We start from the raw sequence: 19,421 nt of genomic DNA, 5'->3' as shown, positions 1-19,421 counted from the left end.
AATTTTATTATTGCCTATTTCTTTTAAAAATAGATATAAAACTATCCAAGCTCAGATAAGCACAGGGAATTAAAACTAAGGTTAACACAGTGCCAAAAGCCAGGCCCCAAGTCATGGTTAATGCCATAGGTTTTAAAAAGGGGTCATTTCCACCAACACCATATGCAACGGGTGCTAAACCTAAAACTGTTGTAACACTGGTCAGGATAACTGGTCTAAGCCTGGTTTTACAAGCTATCAAAACAGCTTCTACTTTGTCTTCACAGGTCTTTCTTGTTTGGTTGATATAATCAATCAAAATAACTGAATCATTAACGGTCACCCCAGATAAACCAATTAAACCCAAAAACGCTAAAAAGCTTAAAGGTTCATCATGAAATTTTAATGCGTATATCGCTGCAAATAAACCATAGGGAATAGCCAATAAAATCAATAACGGTTGTGATAATGAATTAAATGCCGCTGCTAAAATAAAAAATGCCATCATTAAGGCTAATACTGCCGCACGCATCAAACTATCTAAAGATTCTTGTGTATCTTTTTCCTCTCCTCCAAAAAATAAATCGTAGCCAAAATATTTTTGCCCCAAATTACTGTATTTTTTTCGAATTGTCTCGTTGACCTCTTTTGAACTGGTGACATCTTCGTCTATATTTGCACTCACCCCTACTACCCGTTTAAAGTCGTAATGTTTGATTTGACTAATACTTTGCCCTTCATTAAAAGACACAAGCTTAGAAAGTGGTACTTGAAAGCCAAAGGGATTCTTGACATACATATCGTTTAAAACTTTATACGATGAGTTTAAGTTTTCATCCAGCTTTACAAAAACATTAACCTCATCTTCACCTTCTTTAATGACAGCAGCTAAATCACCATCCACTGCCGATCTAACGGTTTTAGCAACCATTAATGGAGATAAAGACGCTCGAGCAATATTTTTTTCATTAAGAAGTACTTGAACTTCTTTTTTACCCGGCTCAAAATCATCCCTAATATCTCTAACACCAGGAGTGTTTTTTAAATCCTCTTTAATTTGAGCAACGATTTCTCTAGAGGTTTCAAAATTTGGCCCTCTTATTCTTAAACTTACTGCTTTCCCTTGTGGTGGGCCCGGCTTTACCTCATCAATCCAAACTCTCTCAAAACCTTGAATACTTTTTATTTTCTCCCTAAGTTGATCAGTTATTTGTTTGGTTTCTCTTTCTCTTTTTTCTTTTGCTGTCAGATAAACAGCAATTTGGGCAACATGACTACCTCTCAAGGTTGCTGGATCATTAGGATCTTGTTGCACCAAACCAATCTGTGTTGCATAATCTTTAAGCTCATCTTTAGGTAGATCTTTAATTAAATTTTCTATTTGTTTTATTTTTTCTTCAGTTACTTTTAAAGCAGTACCTACTTTACCTTCTGCCCTTACAAAAAAGATTTCAATATCTTTTCCCGGAAAGAGATTAATTGGTGTAGTCTTTATGCCATGATAAATCCCCCCCACCAATATTACTATTGCCAATACTGTAACTAAAAAATAAGCTCTAAAAATTAATTGCATGCATCGACCATAAAAATCTTTAAATGCTTCAAACCATTTTGAGTATTGTTTTGTCTTAATTCCAGAAGGATCAGCTTTGTGTTTTTTACTTGCACCGAAATCTGCTAAATGGCTAGGCAAAATAATAAAACACTCTACCAAGCTTGCTAATAAAGTAATAATAACCACAATGGGTATAGGTTTAAGAAATTTTCCAAAAATCCCTGACATAAAAGCCAAAGGCAAGAAAAATACCACAGTTGTTAAAACAGTCATAATAACAGGTTTAACAACTTCTTTTGTCCCTAAAATAGCTGCTTCAACTGGACTTTTTCCTTGCTCCAAAAATCTATAAATACTCTCAGCAACAACAATACTATCATCAACCAGCATCCCTAAAATCAGAATCAACCCAAACATAGAAATCAAGTTAATGGTAATGTCAAAAACCCCCATCATCCATAAACCCATACCCATAGCCATGGGTAAGCCTAAAGCTGTCCATAAAGCTACACGTGGGCTTAAAAATACAAACAATGATATAATAACCAGCAGTAACCCAATCCAACCATTGCTCAATAAAATGTTAAGCCTTCGTTTAACATAAACAGAAACATCATTGATAAAGCTGTATTGAATTTTTGAATGCGAGTTCTCTATAAAGTTTTCTGTAACTCGTTGTACTTGTTCAACCAAGTTAATTGTATCTCCAACAGCTTTTTTAACCACCACTAAGCTCACTGAGTTTTCACCATTGACTCGAACAGTAGTGTCCGCATCTTCAAAAGCATAGCGTGCCTGGCCTACATCTTTAACTTGAATCACTCTTCCAGAGGTATTGGCTCTTACAACAATTTCATCAATTTCTTCAGGTTTTGTAAACTCAGCATTGGTTCTAACTAAAAGTTCTTGGTTACCATCATCAAAGATTCCTCCGGGAACATTGATATTTCTTGCTTTAATTGCATCTGAGACTTCATTAATTGAAAGTTGATAAAGGTTAAGTTTTTTAGGGTTTAGCTCTACCCAAATCTCTTGTTCTTTCCAGCCTTTCCTTTGAATATCCGCAACCAAAGGGATATCTAATAACTGCTTTTCAATTTCTTCTGCCTGAGCTTGCAAATCAACTCGGTTCATATCACCAAACAAAACTAGTTCTATAATAGGGCTATCTTGAGTTCGTATTTCTGTAGCTATTGGATCATCCTCTAGATCTGCAGGCAAACCTTCTACCCTATCTACAGCCTGTTGAATTTCTGTAACTATTCTACTTTTATTTTTAGCATCGGAATCAATGGTTACATAAATTAAACTGTATCCTTCAGCTGAAATAGACTCAACTTTATCTAAATCAGCTATGCTTCTGAGCTCTTCTTCTATAGGTTGGGTAATTAATTTTTCAACTTCCTCAGGTGTAGCTCCTGGATAACGTGTATTTATAGAAACAATATCAAATGAAAATAAAGGAAAAGCTTCTCTATTCATAGATAAAGCAGTAAGCAACCCGGCTACCGTCACAAACACAGCCAACAAGTTAACCACTAAACTATTTTTAACTGAGAACTCTACCCACTTCATTGCTTGTTCCTATTTTGAGCTTCCTTCAATAAATTAAGTAAACTACCTTCAGCCAATGCTTTATTAATCATTGCAATATGCATCTGAGTTTCATTTCGTTTAACATTCAATTGAGCACTTAAAACATCTTGTTGATATAAAATAACATCTGCAATTTCTGCGCGACCTATCTTAAAATCATTATCTTTTTCTTTTAATTTTTTTTCTTCAATATCAACTTGCTTAAGTGAAAGCTCCCATTGTTTTTTATAGCCCTTATAGTTTTGATACGCATTTAAATAGTCTTTCTCTATCATTAACTGTAAACGTTGTAGTTGTAATTTCAATTGATCATTGATGATTTTTTCACGTTTAAGATCATTTTTGTTTTTTTTGTTCCCTAAGGGGACACTGAGTTCTATACCTGCAAAAAAATTAGGGTTACTCACACTTAAGCTTTCTTTAAAGGATGCTGCCCAATCATCATTAACTCCGTTGGAGGCAAGTTCTAAAATTAAGTTTAAATCTGGCTTTAAACGATTCTTAAATGTTTCAACAATTAATTGTTGGGCTAAAATATCTTTTTCAATTTTAATCAGTTCTCCATGTTGAGCATCCGGTTTTGACTGTTCTAGATATTGCCAAATCTTGACATCCAGAGAGTTATTTCTTTTACATTGGTATTGATCTAAATTGTATGCAAGTAAATACAAAAGTTCTCTACAGGCATTACTGTACTGACTGTCAGACTGTTGCAGATTTTGCTCTCTAGTCAAAGTATTAGCAGAACTTGCCATAACATCAGATTTATTAGCTACTCCTAAACGCCGTCTTTTTTCTGTGTTATCGTACAAGTCTAAAGCTCTTTGATAGGCTTGACTTAAAATTAATTGTTCACTGTTACTGTATTCTAATTGAACAATACTTAATAATATACTGGCCAAAAGCATTTCTTTTCTTCTTTGGCTTAATATTTTTGAACCTTCAGTTCTATTCTCAAGCGCTTTTATTTCACGAATAATATTTCCACCTAAGCCGTTTTTCCACAGTGACTGTCTTAATTTCAAATACCATTGATTATCGATTGCTGGATCAAGGGCAACAAAAGGACTATTACTAGATTGACTAGAACCTAAAAATCCAAACTCTACAGAAGTACCATATTTAAAGTTTTTTTGAACATTCGCAGTATAGGATAATGTATCATTACGAGTACCAAAAACAGCATTAACTGGATCACTGGCATCCAATTGATAGCCCAATTGCGTATTCAGGGTTGGATCATATACTCCTAAAAGGCTTTCACGCTGGCTTTCTAAAATTTTAGTTTCTAGCACCGCCAATTGATAGTCAAACGATACACGCTCAAGACGTTGAAAAATATTATTTATAGACAGGTCAACCACAGTTTGCGCTTGACTATAAGAGCTAAAAAAAAGCACATTGGCCAAAACCAAAACTCGGTAAAGTTTTTCTAAGTGCATGCGGCCTATATACCTTTTCCAGGCAAAAAAGCTTGTTTTTTAATCTGAGAGTATATTTTTTGTTATCGTATTATCATGGTCTCGGTAATAAATATAAGTTGTGGGAAGATCTATTTTTGTAACTTGAAATTGTTTTATTGCTCTTTCAATAAAATCTGTATCTGATGCAAACTTTAAATTTTTAAACCCATTTAACGTATGAAAAACACGTTTTTTGACAGAAAAAGTGCCTCCAGCAAAACATTGATAAATATTAACTTTTTGCCCTGGATTGTATTTATCTACCACCCAATGATCACCAATAACTTTTATGCCACCATGAAATATATCTGTATTAGGGTTTTGAATATGCATTTTCATCCTAAAAGATAGATGATTATTAACTATCGCATCATCGCTTCCTAAAAAAAATAATATTTCTCCAGTGGCCTCTTTGGCTCCAATATTCATTGCAATTGCAGGTCCAGAGTTTTGAATTTGTAGTATTTTAATGTTGGTGAACTGATTATAATTTTGCCACAAATACTGATACGTACCATCTGTGCTTCCATCATCTACAATGATCAACTCCCAATGCATATATTCTTGCATTAATACTGAGTTTATAGCTCGTTTTAAAAAATTTTTTCTATTATATGTTGGTAAAATTATACTGGCTTTTACTTGTTTTCTAAAAAGCTTTTCCATGAGTGCTAACATAGGTCACTATAAAGCAAATTTCATTCCAAGTATAGATCAATAAATTCAAGACTGTATACGTATACTTAAGTTAAATACTGCGACTTTTTTTAGAAAATCTCAAACCTATCACTAAAATCAACTGGACACCCTTCATCATAAAACTGCATCACCATAGGATCTGCCATAAGACTCTTTTCATCCCATGAGATCAACTCAATATCTTCTGCTTTTCTTACTCTTGATAAAGCAACATAAGCCTGCCCCGGTTCCCATAAGTTTTCTATCCCAACCCTAATTCTATCTATTGTTGCACCCTGGATTTTATGAATGGTTGAAGCCCAAGCCAAGCTCACAGGAAAATTTTCAGCAGTTAATGCAATTTCCGCGTCAGCATTAAGCAAAGAAAATTTTACTTTTTCAAGTTCAATTGTTTGTCCTTTTTCAGTCAACAAATGGAGTAGTTCAGGTTCAGTTTTAACAACCCTTGCAAGCGTACCATTAACATAGCGCATTTTAGGATCATTGATTCTAATCATCACCAAAGCACCCACTTTAAGTTCAATAATATCCTCAATAGGTAAACTTCTTTTAAAGCCTTCTAAATAACGTTCATTCCCTTGATAAACTGTAGTAAAAAAACTACTGCTCTCATCTATTTCATTTAGTTTTGCAGCATTGTAGGCAGCCACTTGATTTTTTCTAGCATACAAGTGCGTAGAAAATTCTTTTTGCTCATGCTCCATCAAACTATCTAAAAAACTAGCTGTGGTTTGTGAAAATGTACCTTTTCTAATTTGATGTAGATGTTCTAAAAAATATGCGTCTTCGCTGCGTATACTTTTATCAAAAATAATTGGCTCAAAACCACTGTACTGCCAAACTGGATGCATAAAGGCCCAAGGCTTTTGATAGTCTTGTGATACCGGAGGCAATTGCGCAAAATCTCCAACACATATTATTTTTAAACCACCCCATGGCTGGTCAGTTTCTCTTACAAGTCTTGCAACATGCTCCGAAGCAGCCAAAAGCTGTCCTGGTATCATAGATACTTCATCAATAATAATAACTCTTGCTTTGCGTAAACGCCATGCAACCCGTTTATTGTCCACAGCTCTACTAACGATTTGCTCATGTGTGCCTTGGCCTATCCCTAAACCAAAAAAACTATGGAAAGTTCTCCCCCCCACCAAAATTGCGGCCGCGCCTGTACTACCAAGAACAACGATTTCTTTTTTAGAATACTTCTTCAGTAGTTGAGTGATATAATATTTAACAAAAAAGCTTTTACCTGCTCCTGCGGGGCCAGTAATAAAATAATTACCTTCCTCAACAATTGTGTTCATCGCATTCTGCTGTTCTTCACTTAACTGAACTATTTGCTCTCTTTGCATTTGCAGTTTTCTTATACCATAGATCATAAAAAAGGGAGTTGATTTCTCAGCTCCCTTTTACTAGGACAAGGTGGAAAGTAAGTTTTCCAGATTAATAGATTTAAACAAGCTCAAACAAGGTAAAATTGCGAGCCAGATCACGTAAGTCTTTGACTTTATCAATAGAAATACCGGTTAAGCTAGATAGCTCTTCAAGTGAAGTTTGCCTTAGCATGGTGATAGATGGCACTCCAATAGAAAATAAACGCTTTATATCTAGGTCTTTTACTTTTTTGCTTTTCTTTAATGTTCTATAAAATGCCAATACATTTAAAACTGCCGTTGAGTGTCCTCTATAGTTTAATCCAAAATCTTTTTTAACCAAGGCATAAGCAAATACCAAACTTTTAATTTCAGAAGCTTTAATTTTCTTTTGTTTTACAGCTAAAATGTTCTTAACAACTTTATTAAAGTCACGCAGAGACTTAGCATGCTGAGATAAACCCACTTTTTTGGTTTTAACGCTCAATGGCTCAACAATAAGAGTAATAACTTCAAGTAATTCTTTAGAACTTATCCCTTGCCTAATTGCTTTTAGGTATCTAGAAATTGGTTTTAGGTGTTCTTTTGCAAGTGAAACATATGTTTGCTGCATTGGACCCACTTCTAGCGCCCCAGATTTAGCTGTTCTTCTAGCAAAAGCCGATTTTCTGGCTTTTGATTTATCAACTTTTTTCTTTACTGGCGTTGGATCCATTTGAATTTCTTCAAAAGCAATATCCAACTCACTAAAAAAAGCATCTGTATTTAAATCTTCATCCGTAATTGGGGGCACAATTTGGGTTTGGGTAGATGATGTTTTATTTTTCAAAATAATATCTCCTTAAAAGGTGGCGCAAATTGATGTTTTCGACATACTCAAAAAATCACTTTACATGCGTACTATTCTAGTGCGGTATAATGTAATGTAGGGCAACTGTATTTGTCAACTATAAAAACAAAAACACATATAAAAATATAAAAAAAACAGATAGATAGTCTCTAAAAGGGCAAATGACTCGCTGCGTACTTCAAAGGTGGTTTTAAATATTAATGCTATATCAGGTAATTTAGCCTTTTAAACGCACCAATAGCATTTCCAAAAGTGTAGACATGATTCTTGGTTTTTGCATCGCTTTTGACACTCCTGCTATCCTTGGACTCAACCTAATTTTAACTGACCTAAACTTATAACCAGCATTTTGGACTTTAACAGGCAGTTCAAGATTAAATAGAAATGTGTTTGAGTAAAGATTAAGAGCGTCATACACCGATTTTTTAAGCATATAAATACCCTGAGTTTGAGGGTCCCTACCTAGAATAAACTTTGTCAAATTATGAATAACGGCACTGATAATTTTGCGTTTTAAATTATAGTTTCTTTTAAAGTACATACTAGTAACACAATCTAAGTCCTCATTTAAAACAGCTTGGGCCATTGTCATAAGTTCTGTAGGCTTTATTTGTCCATCTGCAGGAAAAAAAGTTATCCAATCCAATCTTGAACACTTAAAACCTGCCTTTAATGCTGCTCCCATTCCAGTATTTTTTTCCAAGCGCAATGCATTTATTGTTTTAAACTGATGTTGCAACTTGTCAATGATACTTGGCGTATCATCTGTTGATCCATCATCTACAATGATGATTTCATATTGTTGTGATTGGGTATTTAAAAACTCTAGCAGCTCGGAAATAAAAATTTCCAAACATTCTTCTTCATTATAAGCAGTAACAACAACACTTAAAGAGTTAATGGGTGATTGTACATCCGATGACACGACGAAATATACTACCTGACAATAAAAGCATAGGCAATAGATATGTAAACCATTACTTCTATAAAGCTGCACTGTTTCTGCTAAAAAAATTATTTAATTTATCTGACAACAAAAAAACAAACTTAAAAAAATATTGTTGCACTATGATTATATGCGTACAATAGTATATTAAGATGTTAGTTGGTTTTTTATCTGATGCTCATGGAAACATAAATGCTTTTTCTCAAGCTCTTGAACTTCTAAAAAAATACCATGTAGAAAAAATATTTTTTTTGGGTGATGCCGTAGGTTATTTTGATAGCCCAGACATTGTTAACATGATTCACCAACATAAAATCATTGCAGTCCGTGGCAATCATGAACAAATGCTTATAGATAATCAGATACCCGATAATAAAGAAAAGTATTACCGTTTAAAACAACACCTTAACACTTCAATTATTCCAACTATAAAAACTTGGCCCACCCAATTAGAGTTTCAACTTATAAATAAAAAAATACAAATACAACATGGCTCTTTAAACGATCCAATCTATGGTTACACTTATACTGATTCTGACATCACCCCACCTAAGGGTATAGACCTCTTGGTATTTGGCGCAACACATAGACCATTCACAAAACAAATAGATGACACTTTAGTTGTTAATGTCGGAAGCTGTGGATTTCCAAGAGACCAAGGTCACTTAGGCTCATTTGGTATTTATGATGCCCTCAGTAACTCATTTACAATTGAACGTTTTGACATCAGAGCATCACTGCAGCATATTGCTCAAACACATCAAGACCTTGAACAGGAAATTACTGCCGTATGGAAAAGAAACCATTAAATATTTTAATCACCGCCATATCTGGCAATAGTTATGGCGCTCAAGTTGCTAAAAGTCTATCGCTTATGAATAAATACTATAATATTTTTGGTGTTGATGCTTCAAGTAATATTTTTATGCATCCAAAAATTAAATTATCTGCATTTAAACAAGTTCCCTTGGCTTCTGACCCTAACTATATAAACACAATTATTGAAATCTATAAAAACTTTAATATTGACTATTTGATTGATGGCTCAGAACCAGAGCAACAGCAACTAAATACAAATAGAGAAAAATTAATTAAAAACTCTATTCAATGGATTAGCAACTCTGAAAAAGTACTTAAAACGTGTAGCAATAAGTTACTTTTATCAGAATTTTTATTAAATAATGGTTTCTACACACCTAAAACATTTAAAAATCTTGATTCTATTAATGACAGTGATTTTCCACTTATTTTAAAACCCTATCAAGGTTCTGGTGGATCAAAACATACGTATATAGTCCAAAATTTTGACGATATCCAAGCTACCCTAACGCTCTCAAAAATTGATCCTTCTCTATTTTATATCCAACAATATGTTGGCTCTTGGGAGCAGGAGTTTACAGTTGGTGTATTGCATAGTGCAAAAAAACAATTACTGGGCGCAGTTACTTTACACAGAAACCTCTCTAACCCTTTGAGTGTTAAAACATCTGTTGATAATATGAGTTCAAAACAAGAATTAGGAAATGCATTAAAGATCAGTTCAGGCTTTAGTCAGGGGATTTTAATGGATCATCAAGAAATTCAAAAACAATGTATCAAAATTGCACAAACTCTAGAGTCTAGCTGTGCATTAAACTTTCAAGGGCGTTGGATCAATGGAAAGTTTTATATTTTTGAAATCAATCCACGTTTTTCTGGAACTTCATACTTTAGAGCCTTACACAACATGAATGAGGCGCACATGTGGATAAACAATCAACAAAATCCTACTGATCACTCCAATATTTTTCAACTCAAACAAGAGTCTCAATGTACTCGTTACATTGTTGAACATATTTCTAAATAAAAAAACATACACAACACTTAATTCAACTAAGCTTAATCGATTTTTCAAGCATGTGAGGCAACCACTGTTTTACTTCAGGCAGGTTAATTCCCAAGCCAAGCATTTTTTCACAGTTCATATACCAATCTTTTTCAATTGCATATGGAGATACATCTTTATCCACAATGTTGTCCGTATTTTCAAGCTTTGGTCGCTCAACATTTAATTCTTTGGCAAGCAGCTGCATAAAATCAGACAAAGCTAAAGCTTTTGAACTTGCAATATTCAAAGGTCCTTGATGGTCTATAAAAATTAATTGATTTAATGCCTCAGCAGCCAAGTCTGAACTAATCATAGACATTTTTGCTCGTGAGTTTAAAAAATAAATTGTTTTTTTTGTCTGCACTGCTCTTATGTGCCATTGAAATCTTTGTGTATAATCATCATTTCCTAAAACTATTGGAAAACGAACCATAACTGTTTGAAACTCAGCATACTTTTCAAAAGCATATTCTGCTTGCCTTTTGGCTTCTGCATAATTTTGATCTTTACTTTTATAAGATTTTATTTGATGCTTTTTGGCTACAAAATCTTCTTCTATAAGGTTTGAAGCAAGGTCGTATACTGACTGCGATGAAATAAAAATATATTTTTTAACTTTTTGTTTAAAAATCTCACAGCTCTGTTTTGCAGTTTTATAATCAAAACAAACTTGATCAAATACAACATCCCACTGTAAACCAGAAGTCAGTTGTTTCATCTTTGGCAAATCCAATCGATCACAAACAATTCTTTTCACTGCATCACCCAAGTTATCATGCATATTTCCACGATTAAGCAATGTTACTCTATGCCCTTGCTTTGATAATATCTGGGCTAATTTTTTTCCAAAAAAACGATTCCCACCAATAATTAAAATGTTGAGTTTTTTAAACAAACCAACCTACTTTCAAAACATTAAGCTTTACCTTGCTTACTGTTATTCATAATTATCACTATGTATATGTGTTACCTTTAACCTTTTTTAATTTTAGAAATAACAACAACCAGCCTATGGTCCATAGAACCCCACCAAAGGGAGTAATAAACACAAAGATCTTTATTTTAAATAACGTATAACAATACAATGAGCCACAAAATGCTATGCTACCTAGTCCAAAACAAGAAAGAACTTTATTGAGTTGCAAAGCATATTGCTTAATAATGAGAACTACCGCTATCATGGCCAAACCATGGAAAAATTGATAGCGAACTGCCTTTTCAAATACTTGTAATTCATAGGCAGATAAAGATGATTTAAGCCAATGTGCCGCAAATGCGCCAAAAACAACTGCTAAACCACATTGAGCTACAGACCACCTTAACCAAAACATGCATTCAACCTATGCTAGCAGCAAAAAAAATCAAGCTTTTCAGTCTACAATAGCCAATTTCGTGCAATGGCTTTGATAAGAATTATTTTTTAATTTTATATTGAGCTTTATTTACAGCTATGATCGTATACAGTTTTATGTTGTTACTAAGGAAAATTCTTTTTATTTTAGCGATTTATTTTCTATTTTATTATTTGAAAAAAATCTTTTTTCAGACCAATAAACTTAATATCAATCTTTCTCAAAACAGCATTCAAGCTGCATACAAAGTTTTAAATCTACAACCCAATGCTTCTTTAGAAGAAGTTAAAAGTCAGTATAGAACGTTATCAAAAAAGTACCATCCTGATACCAATGCTAATTCAAGTGCAAATGACCCTAAAATGCAAAGCATTAACGCCGCCTACGCCACGCTTAAAAAACACCTTAAAAACAAATAATAAAAATCGACAGTTAAAACTTTTCATTTATTTTCATTTTTGTGTTGTGCTGTTAGAATGAAAATTAATTCATGTCATCTACGCACCAAAAACCTGAGAGTCTCCTTCAAAAAGATCTTCCAGATTATCAAATAAAAAAAGTTTTAGGCAGCGGATCTACAGCAACAGTTTACCTTGCCAATCAGATTTCTCTAAATAGAGAGGTTGCTATTAAACGTTTTTCACCAGAAAGCTATGGTGAAAATGTTGACCTCAGTGCTCGCTTCAATCGTGAAGCCGCCATTTGGGCGCACCTAAGTCATGAAAATTTGGTTCATCTTTATGATTATATAAAGACAAAAAAAGCTCAATACATTGTGCTTGAATATTGTCATGGTCTAGACTTAAGAGAACTCATGGATAAATCAGTCCGTATCCCTTTAGATATTAGTGTTTGTATAGTTTACCAAATTTCATGTGCCTTGGAATATCTTCATAACTACAATATCATTCATAGAGACATAAAACCTGCCAATATTTTTGTTCGCAGTGATGGAAATATCAAGCTGATGGATTTTGGTGTTTCATTTTGTGCTGAACTAGAGTCATTCACCATACCAGGAAGTATAATGGGTACTCCTGCTTACATGTCTCCTGAACAAGCTTTAGGTAAAGAAAATATAGATGCAAGAGTTGATATTTATTCACTGGGTGTTGTCTGGTTTGAACTTCTAGAAGGATTTAAACCTTTTAAATCAGGTACTTTAGAGAAACTTCTTAAAGAAGTTGCTCAGGGCCAGCATTTAAAACTTTCACGAAGATTTTCCTGGTCTCAACGCAATCTTATTCATCAATGCATGAAAAAAGATCCTAACCAAAGACCTGATTCAGCTAAAAAAATCAGAAATTGGTGCGAACGATATTTTAAAAAAAACAACATCTCTAATGCAAAAATTCATTTACAGAACTATCTACTCAAAGAAGGTCATGTCAAAGAAGTTAAAAAACTATTTCCCAATGAACTTATTAAAGAGCTTTCATCACCAGAAAAGTCGCTGCATCTCTATAAAACCAAAATCATCAACTATGATAGTCCAAAAAAATCATTTTTCACCCTGCTGTTTGTAGCTTTCTTGTGTATAGGCTCTGCCTTAGCTTATATGTGGTTTTTTCAATACGAAACCCTAGTTACATTTAAAGACAACCATTTGCTCCCCAATCTTCTAAAATTTCAAGAGTGGCTTCGGTCATTAAATTTTAAGCGTAATTGATTCTAATTATCAATATTATTTAATATTTACACGGACTTACACCTGTTTTTATGGCTTGCTCCTTGACATAAAAGCACATTAATAGTACCAGTTTGGTACTGATTATGATTCAACTAAGTAAACAAGCTGACTATGGCATGGTAATCATGGCCTATCTTGCAAAAAACCAGACGCATGGTGCATTATCCGCAAGTAAAATTGCATCTGCAACCAATATTTCTAGCCCTATGACTGCTAAAATATTAAAAATTTTAAGTCAACACAAGCTAGTAATCTCTACTCAAGGCAATAAAGGTGGTTATTGTTTGTTAAAAAACGCAAAAGACATTTCTTTAATTGAAATTTTAGAAGCTTTGGATAACCCTGTTACCTTAACAGAGTGTTCTACAGACGACGCATCTTCTTGTAATATTCATACTGAGTGTTTTATTAAACCCCATTGGAAAGTAATTAATCAAAGCGTTAAACAAACTTTAGCAAAACTAATGTTATACGACTTATTAAAAAAATCTTTAATCCTCCCTCAAAACTCTCATGATGTAGAAAGCTCTATGAGCTTATCTAAGCTTCCTATGAGTCAATAAATTAAAAGGAATAAATCAATGTCTAAAGACAATGCTCATATAGAAACATTAACACAATCACAGTATAAGTACGGTTTTTCATCCGATATCGCAGCTCACTCTTTTGCTCCAGGGTTGGATGAAGAGACCATTGTAAAACTTTCAGCCATAAAAAAAGAACCTCAATTTTTATTGGATTGGAGACTTAAAGCCTTTGAACATTGGAAAACTTTAACCGTTCCGTCCTGGCAAAATTTAAAAATTCCAAAAATCAACTATCAAGATATTGTCTACTACTCCGCTCCTAAATCCAATGATCAAAAACCACAAAGTTTAGATGAAGTTGATCCAGAACTTTTAGAAATGTATGAGAAGCTTGGTATTCCTTTGCATGAACGCGCAGCTTTAGCTGGCGTAGCCAATGCCAATGTTGCCATCGATGCAGTTTTTGACAGTGTCTCTGTGGCTACAACATACAAAAAAGAGTTGGCGGAAAAAGGAATTATTTTCAGTTCATTTTCCGAAGCCGCACAAGACCATCCACAACTCATAAAACAATATTTAGGTACGGTTGTTCCATACACAGATAATTTTTATGCTGCTTTAAACTCAGCTGTTTTTTCTGATGGTTCATTTGTTTACATCCCAAAAGGTGTCCGCTGCCCCATGGAACTTTCTACTTATTTTAGAATCAATGCTATGAATACGGGTCAGTTTGAAAGAACCTTAATTATTGCAGATGATGACTCTTATGTTAGCTATCTTGAAGGCTGTACTGCCCCAATGCGAGATGAAAACCAATTGCACGCCGCTGTTGTTGAACTTGTAGCTAAAGAAAGATCTGAAATAAAATACTCTACTGTGCAAAATTGGTATCCTGGAGATAAACACGGTAAAGGTGGTATTTATAATTTTGTGACCAAACGAGGGATTTGTGCTGGCGAGTCATCAAAGATTTCATGGACTCAAGTGGAAACCGGCTCTGCTATAACCTGGAAATACCCTAGCTGTATATTAAAAGGCAAAAACTCCGTGGGTGAATTTTATTCCGTAGCGGTAACCAACAATTACCAACAAGCCGATACTGGCACAAAAATGATTCATCTTGGAGAAAACAGTAAAAGTACGATTATCTCTAAGGGTATATCTGCTGGTAAAAGTCATAACTCTTACAGAGGTTTAGTAAAAGTTATGAAAAATGCCAAAAATGCTAGAAACTATTCACAATGTGATTCTTTATTATTGGGAGATCAATGCGGTGCACATACTTTTCCTTACTTAGAGATAAAAAATTCTAGCACGCAAGTAGAGCATGAAGCGACAACAGCTAAAATTGGTGAGGATCAACTGTTTTACTGTCAGCAAAGAGGTTTAGACGCAGAGCAAGCTGTAAAAATGATTGTGCATGGTTTTTGTGAGTCTGTATTTAAAGAGCTTCCTATGGAGTTTGCTGTGGAAGCAAAAAAACTTCTAGAGGTTAGTTTAGAAGGAAGCGTTGGATAAAAAATTATTTTTAAAGGGAATTAAGTAATGATTAAAATAAATAACTTACACGTTAATGTTGATGGCAAAGAAATTTTAAAAGGAATTAACCTTGAAATAAAACCGGGTGAAATTCATGCTATCATGGGTCCAAACGGTTCTGGCAAAAGTACACTCTCTTATGTTTTAGCAGGAAAAGAAGGCTATGAAATAAGCCAAGGTAGCATTGAGTACAAGGGCCAAAACATCAATGACCTTGCGCCTGAAGAACGCGCTTGGATGGGTATATTTTTAGCGTTTCAATATCCTGTTGCTATAGCCGGTATTAAAAACACTGTTTTTTTGAGAACATGTCTTAATGCAAAACTTAAAGCGCAAGGAAAAGAAGAGCTTAATGCTGCTGATTTTTTAAAAGTTTTAAAAACCAAAACAGAGCTACTTGACCTCCCTAAAGACTTGCTAAACCGTTCTGTTAATGATGGCTTTTCTGGTGGTGAAAAAAAACGCAATGAGATTTTACAGATGGCCCTGCTTGAACCAGATTTTGCCGTTTTAGACGAAACTGATTCAGGCCTTGATATTGATGCCTTAAAAGTTGTAGCTCAAGGAGTTAACAGTTTAAAATCTAAAGATAGAAGCATGCTGATCATTACCCACTACCAACGTTTATTGGATTATATTGTTCCTGACGTTGTTCATGTTCTAGCCAATGGTAAAATCATCAAAACAGGTGATAAGTCTCTAGCTTTAGAATTAGAAGAAAAAGGCTATGCTTGGTTAACAAACCATTCAAATACTGTTTCTCTTCCTGGAGTTTAAAGTGAACATTGTTGATCAATATAAAAAAAATACTCCTTCAGATCTTGTACAAGAAAAAGCATGGTCAAAGTTTGTTGCAAGCGGTTTTCCTAATAAAAAAGTTGAGGCATTTAAATACAATAAACTATCCCAAAATGAGTATGAGCAGTTTAATTATTTAGATAAAATAAGTGACGCTAAAACTGTAATATCACAAAACAAAATGCACCCAATCCATGTACAGCTATACAATGGTTACCTTAAGCCTTTAACCATAATAAACGATGAAAACTATACTGTTCAACCTTCATTAACTGAACAAACTGTTGTTTTAAAAAACAGTAATCAAACAACTGATAATTGGAATTCATTGCATCATTTAAATCACGCATTTTCAAAACACGGTTACAGCATTGATGTTCCGCAAAACAAAACAAGTGATTCTCCTTTAGTCATTCAACATAGGGTTGATAAAAATGCTGAAGGCTATGCCATTAACAATAACAATCAAATCACGTTAAATGCAGGCAGCTCTATTACTCTGGTAGAGTTTTTTAGTAGCGAACAAAATTCCTTGAGTTACTTTCAAAACCAAACCTTAAGCATTCATTGTAAAGAAAATGCGCACTTAACATTAATTCGTGTACAAGATGATGCCAACAATGCCATACACCAAAGCAGCATTGATGTTTTTCAAGAAAAAAATAGTTCAACTAAAATCATTCATTTCTCACTTGGTGCCTACCGCTCACGGCTTGATGCTTCCATTCAACTGCTACAAGATAATGCCCAGAGTAACTTGTCAGGTCTTTATATTGCCAAAGATAAACAATTTCATGACCACTACACAAACATTTACCATGGTCATGCTAATACTTTTAGCCAAGAACTATTTAAAGGTATATTAAATGACCATGCTGAAGCAGCTTTTGCTGGGAAAATATATGTAGAAAAGAATGCTCAGAAAATTGAATCAAAACAAATGAACCGAAATTTAATGCTTTCTGATGATGCAAGTGCATACTCTGTTCCACAACTTGAGATATTTGCTGATGATGTTAAATGTGCGCATGGATCGACTGTGGGTGAATTAAACCCTGATGAACTGTTTTACTTAAGATCAAGAGGATTTTCTGAACATGAAGCAAAGCTTGCACTTGTCAAAGCCTATGCTAATGAAATTACAGAGCTGTGTGAAGTCAATTTTGTTAAAGATTATATTAATGACTCATTTCTAAAAAAACTTTTTTAATAAGATACCATGTATATGCAACAAAAAGATATTACTAATAAGAAAAAGTTTGATATTGATAGCGTTAGAAAAGATTTTCCAATCTTAAATCAAACAATCAACTCTAAACCTTTGGTATATTTTGATAACGCAGCATCTACACAAAAACCAAACCAAATGATTGATCAATTGTGTAACTTTTTAAAGCATGACTATGCAAATGTTCATCGTGGCATTCATACTTTAAGCCAACGTTCCACATTATTATTAGAAGATACTCGCAAAAAAATTCAAACATTGCTGGGAGCTCAATCTGAAAATGAAATTATTTTTTTACGTGGTGTAACTGAAGCCAGTAATTTGCTTGCCCATGTTTTGCAATCAACAATAAATCCTAATGATGAAATTATCATCACTGAAATGGAACACCATTCTAATATTGTTCCCTGGCAAATGCTTGCTCAATCAACTGGAGCTCAAATAAAAGTAATCCCAATCAATGATATGGGAGAATTAAATTTAGAATCTTATAAATCTCTTCTTAATTCTAAAACTAAACTTGTGGCTTTCTCACATATATCAAATGCCTTAGGAACAATTAACCCAATAAAAAACATTATTGACCTAGCTCATGAACATAATGCTTTAACTATTCTTGATGCTGCTCAAAGTGTTGCTCATAAAAAAATAGACGTCCAAGACATAAACTGTGATTTTTTGATGTTTTCTGCTCATAAACTTTACGGCCCAACAGGTTTTGGTGCCCTTTATGGTAAAGAGAACCTTCTTAACTCTTTACCTCCGTTTCATGGTGGAGGTGAAATGATTGATCAAGTTACCACACTTAAATCTACCTATAAGCTTGCTCCAGCACGTTTTGAAGCTGGGACACCAAATATTATGGGTGCGGTTGCATTTGGAGCAAGTCTTGACTACTTTAATCAATTCAATATTGATGAACTTGAACTTCACGAACATCGTTTACTAGAATCAGCTCAAGAGTTAATAAAAACTATTCCTGGAATTAAAATATTAGGTCATACACAAAATAAATCAGCCATACTTTCTTTTTATCATGAAAATATTCATTCTAACGATATTGCAATGATTCTAGACCAAATGGGTATAGCTGTTCGTTCAGGCCATCATTGTGCTCAACCTATTATGGATCATTTTAAAATCAACTCGTCTTGTAGGGCTTCCTTTGCAATGTACAACACACTTAATGAAGTTGATTATTTTATAACCGCGCTTAGAAAAGCTATTAAAATGTTAGGAAAATAATGAATAACTCACTTAATATAAAATTTAGCGATCTTGCAAAAGAAAAAGTTTTAGCTTTTATTGAAGCTTCTAATAAAGACCATATGGTTCTTAGAATACAAATTACTGAAACGTTAATTGATAAATATAAATATTATTTTTCTTTAGAAGAAGTACATCAAAAAAAACCTGATGATGTTGTGATTCAGTTAGAACATTTTACTACTCATATTGATGCAAAAAGTGCCCAAAACTTATATGGCGCAAAAGTAGATTGGAAACGTCAAGATAACATGGAAGGTTTTGCTATAGAAAACCCTAATAAACCTAAATTACCTTCTAATAATACAGAGCTAGAACAAATGATTATTGAAGAATTAAAAACTGTTTATGACCCTGAAATTCCAGTAAATGTTTATGATTTAGGTTTAATTTATAATATCACTCTTGATAAAGACAATGTTGCAACCATAACAATGACCCTGACCACCCCCAACTGTCCTGCTGCTGAAACTCTACCCGCAGAAATTGAACAAAAAGCCAAGTCTGTTCCAACAGTAAAAGATGTAAAGATAGATCTTACTTGGGAACCCCCATGGCATAAAGATATGATCAGTGAAGCCGCACGTTTAGAGTTGGGCTTAATGTAAAGTATATTTTAAACTATAATTGCTTCTGTTCATTTTCAGTTCATTTTAATTGATTATATTTACCGTATAAAATAGATTGATAAGG

18 protein-coding genes are annotated in these 19,421 nt (G+C 33.8%); 10 read left to right on the top strand and 8 right to left on the bottom strand.

Annotated features, from left to right (window positions below; all coding sequences use genetic code 11):
* Positions 1 to 7 precede the first annotated feature (7 nt).
* The 6 genes from PKC21_00675 to PKC21_00650 all read right to left on the bottom strand — a co-directional run bounded on the left by PKC21_00675 (position 8) and on the right by PKC21_00650 (position 8,440).
* Complete coding sequence (locus PKC21_00675; protein HMR23842.1) at positions 8 to 3,109, bottom strand: efflux RND transporter permease subunit; 3,102 nt, start codon at positions 3,107 to 3,109, stop codon at positions 8 to 10.
* Positions 3,106 to 4,572 carry a TolC family protein gene (locus tag PKC21_00670; GenBank protein HMR23841.1) on the bottom strand — a complete coding sequence of 489 codons (1,467 nt, stop codon included), beginning with the start codon at positions 4,570 to 4,572 and terminating at the stop codon, positions 3,106 to 3,108. Before PKC21_00670 ends, PKC21_00675 begins: the two co-directional genes overlap by 4 nt.
* A gap of 39 nt (positions 4,573 to 4,611) precedes the next feature.
* Positions 4,612 to 5,259, bottom strand: a complete 648-nt coding sequence (locus PKC21_00665) for a glycosyltransferase (protein ID HMR23840.1) — start codon at positions 5,257 to 5,259, stop codon at positions 4,612 to 4,614.
* Between the two features lie 101 nt (positions 5,260 to 5,360).
* Positions 5,361 to 6,644, bottom strand: coding sequence for an AAA family ATPase (locus PKC21_00660; protein ID HMR23839.1), 1,284 nt, complete (start codon positions 6,642 to 6,644; stop codon positions 5,361 to 5,363).
* A gap of 100 nt (positions 6,645 to 6,744) precedes the next feature.
* Positions 6,745 to 7,494: a hypothetical protein gene (locus PKC21_00655; GenBank protein ID HMR23838.1), complete on the bottom strand. Its 750-nt coding sequence runs from the start codon at positions 7,492 to 7,494 to the stop codon at positions 6,745 to 6,747.
* A gap of 238 nt (positions 7,495 to 7,732) precedes the next feature.
* Positions 7,733 to 8,440 (bottom strand): glycosyltransferase family 2 protein, encoded by a 708-nt coding sequence (locus tag PKC21_00650; GenBank protein ID HMR23837.1) that lies wholly within the window; start codon positions 8,438 to 8,440, stop codon positions 7,733 to 7,735.
* Positions 8,441 to 8,613: 173 nt separating this feature from the next.
* Between PKC21_00650 and PKC21_00645 the strand changes: the two genes are divergently transcribed.
* Together PKC21_00645 and PKC21_00640 are read left to right on the top strand one after the other, a co-directional pair.
* The gene (locus tag PKC21_00645; GenBank protein ID HMR23836.1) at positions 8,614 to 9,270 is read left to right on the top strand and encodes a YfcE family phosphodiesterase; all 657 of its coding nucleotides are present in this window, start codon (positions 8,614 to 8,616) and stop codon (positions 9,268 to 9,270) included.
* On the top strand, positions 9,252 to 10,307 hold the full coding sequence (locus tag PKC21_00640) for an ATP-grasp domain-containing protein (GenBank protein HMR23835.1): 1,056 nt from the start codon (positions 9,252 to 9,254) through the stop codon (positions 10,305 to 10,307). The genes PKC21_00645 and PKC21_00640 overlap by 19 nt, the downstream gene beginning before the upstream one ends.
* 22 nt (positions 10,308 to 10,329) lie before the next feature.
* On the opposite strand, the gene PKC21_00635 is transcribed toward PKC21_00640, so the two are convergent.
* Both PKC21_00635 and PKC21_00630 read right to left on the bottom strand, forming a co-directional pair.
* The gene (locus PKC21_00635) at positions 10,330 to 11,223 is read right to left on the bottom strand and encodes an NAD-dependent epimerase/dehydratase family protein (protein ID HMR23834.1); all 894 of its coding nucleotides are present in this window, start codon (positions 11,221 to 11,223) and stop codon (positions 10,330 to 10,332) included.
* A gap of 58 nt (positions 11,224 to 11,281) precedes the next feature.
* A complete protein-coding gene (locus tag PKC21_00630; protein HMR23833.1) occupies positions 11,282 to 11,659 on the bottom strand; it encodes a DUF423 domain-containing protein in 378 nt (125 codons plus the stop codon).
* A 119-nt stretch (positions 11,660 to 11,778) separates the two neighbouring features.
* Between PKC21_00630 and PKC21_00625 the strand changes: the two genes are divergently transcribed.
* The 8 genes from PKC21_00625 to PKC21_00590 all read left to right on the top strand — a co-directional run bounded on the left by PKC21_00625 (position 11,779) and on the right by PKC21_00590 (position 19,336).
* Complete coding sequence (locus PKC21_00625; protein HMR23832.1) at positions 11,779 to 12,099, top strand: J domain-containing protein; 321 nt, start codon at positions 11,779 to 11,781, stop codon at positions 12,097 to 12,099.
* A gap of 71 nt (positions 12,100 to 12,170) precedes the next feature.
* A complete protein-coding gene (locus tag PKC21_00620; GenBank protein ID HMR23831.1) occupies positions 12,171 to 13,349 on the top strand; it encodes a serine/threonine-protein kinase in 1,179 nt (392 codons plus the stop codon).
* 104 nt (positions 13,350 to 13,453) lie between these two features.
* Complete coding sequence (locus PKC21_00615; protein ID HMR23830.1) at positions 13,454 to 13,933, top strand: SUF system Fe-S cluster assembly regulator; 480 nt, start codon at positions 13,454 to 13,456, stop codon at positions 13,931 to 13,933.
* 18 nt (positions 13,934 to 13,951) lie between these two features.
* A complete protein-coding gene (sufB, locus tag PKC21_00610) occupies positions 13,952 to 15,415 on the top strand; it encodes a Fe-S cluster assembly protein SufB (protein ID HMR23829.1) in 1,464 nt (487 codons plus the stop codon).
* A 27-nt stretch (positions 15,416 to 15,442) separates the two neighbouring features.
* Positions 15,443 to 16,213 (top strand): Fe-S cluster assembly ATPase SufC, encoded by a 771-nt coding sequence (gene sufC / locus PKC21_00605; protein ID HMR23828.1) that lies wholly within the window; start codon positions 15,443 to 15,445, stop codon positions 16,211 to 16,213.
* 1 nt (position 16,214) lies between these two features.
* The gene (gene sufD / locus PKC21_00600) at positions 16,215 to 17,444 is read left to right on the top strand and encodes a Fe-S cluster assembly protein SufD (GenBank protein ID HMR23827.1); all 1,230 of its coding nucleotides are present in this window, start codon (positions 16,215 to 16,217) and stop codon (positions 17,442 to 17,444) included.
* Between the two features lie 15 nt (positions 17,445 to 17,459).
* Positions 17,460 to 18,707 (top strand): SufS family cysteine desulfurase, encoded by a 1,248-nt coding sequence (locus tag PKC21_00595; protein ID HMR23826.1) that lies wholly within the window; start codon positions 17,460 to 17,462, stop codon positions 18,705 to 18,707.
* Positions 18,707 to 19,336: an iron-sulfur cluster assembly protein gene (locus PKC21_00590; protein ID HMR23825.1), complete on the top strand. Its 630-nt coding sequence runs from the start codon at positions 18,707 to 18,709 to the stop codon at positions 19,334 to 19,336. Before PKC21_00595 ends, PKC21_00590 begins: the two co-directional genes overlap by 1 nt.
* The last annotated feature ends 85 nt before the right edge of the window (positions 19,337 to 19,421 follow it).

Source organism: Oligoflexia bacterium, assembly GCA_035326705.1.
GTDB lineage: Bacteria > Bdellovibrionota_G > JALEGL01 > JALEGL01 > JALEGL01 > JALEGL01.
Note: the sequence above shows the minus strand (reverse complement) of the source record. Positions and strands in the feature narration are given on the sequence as shown.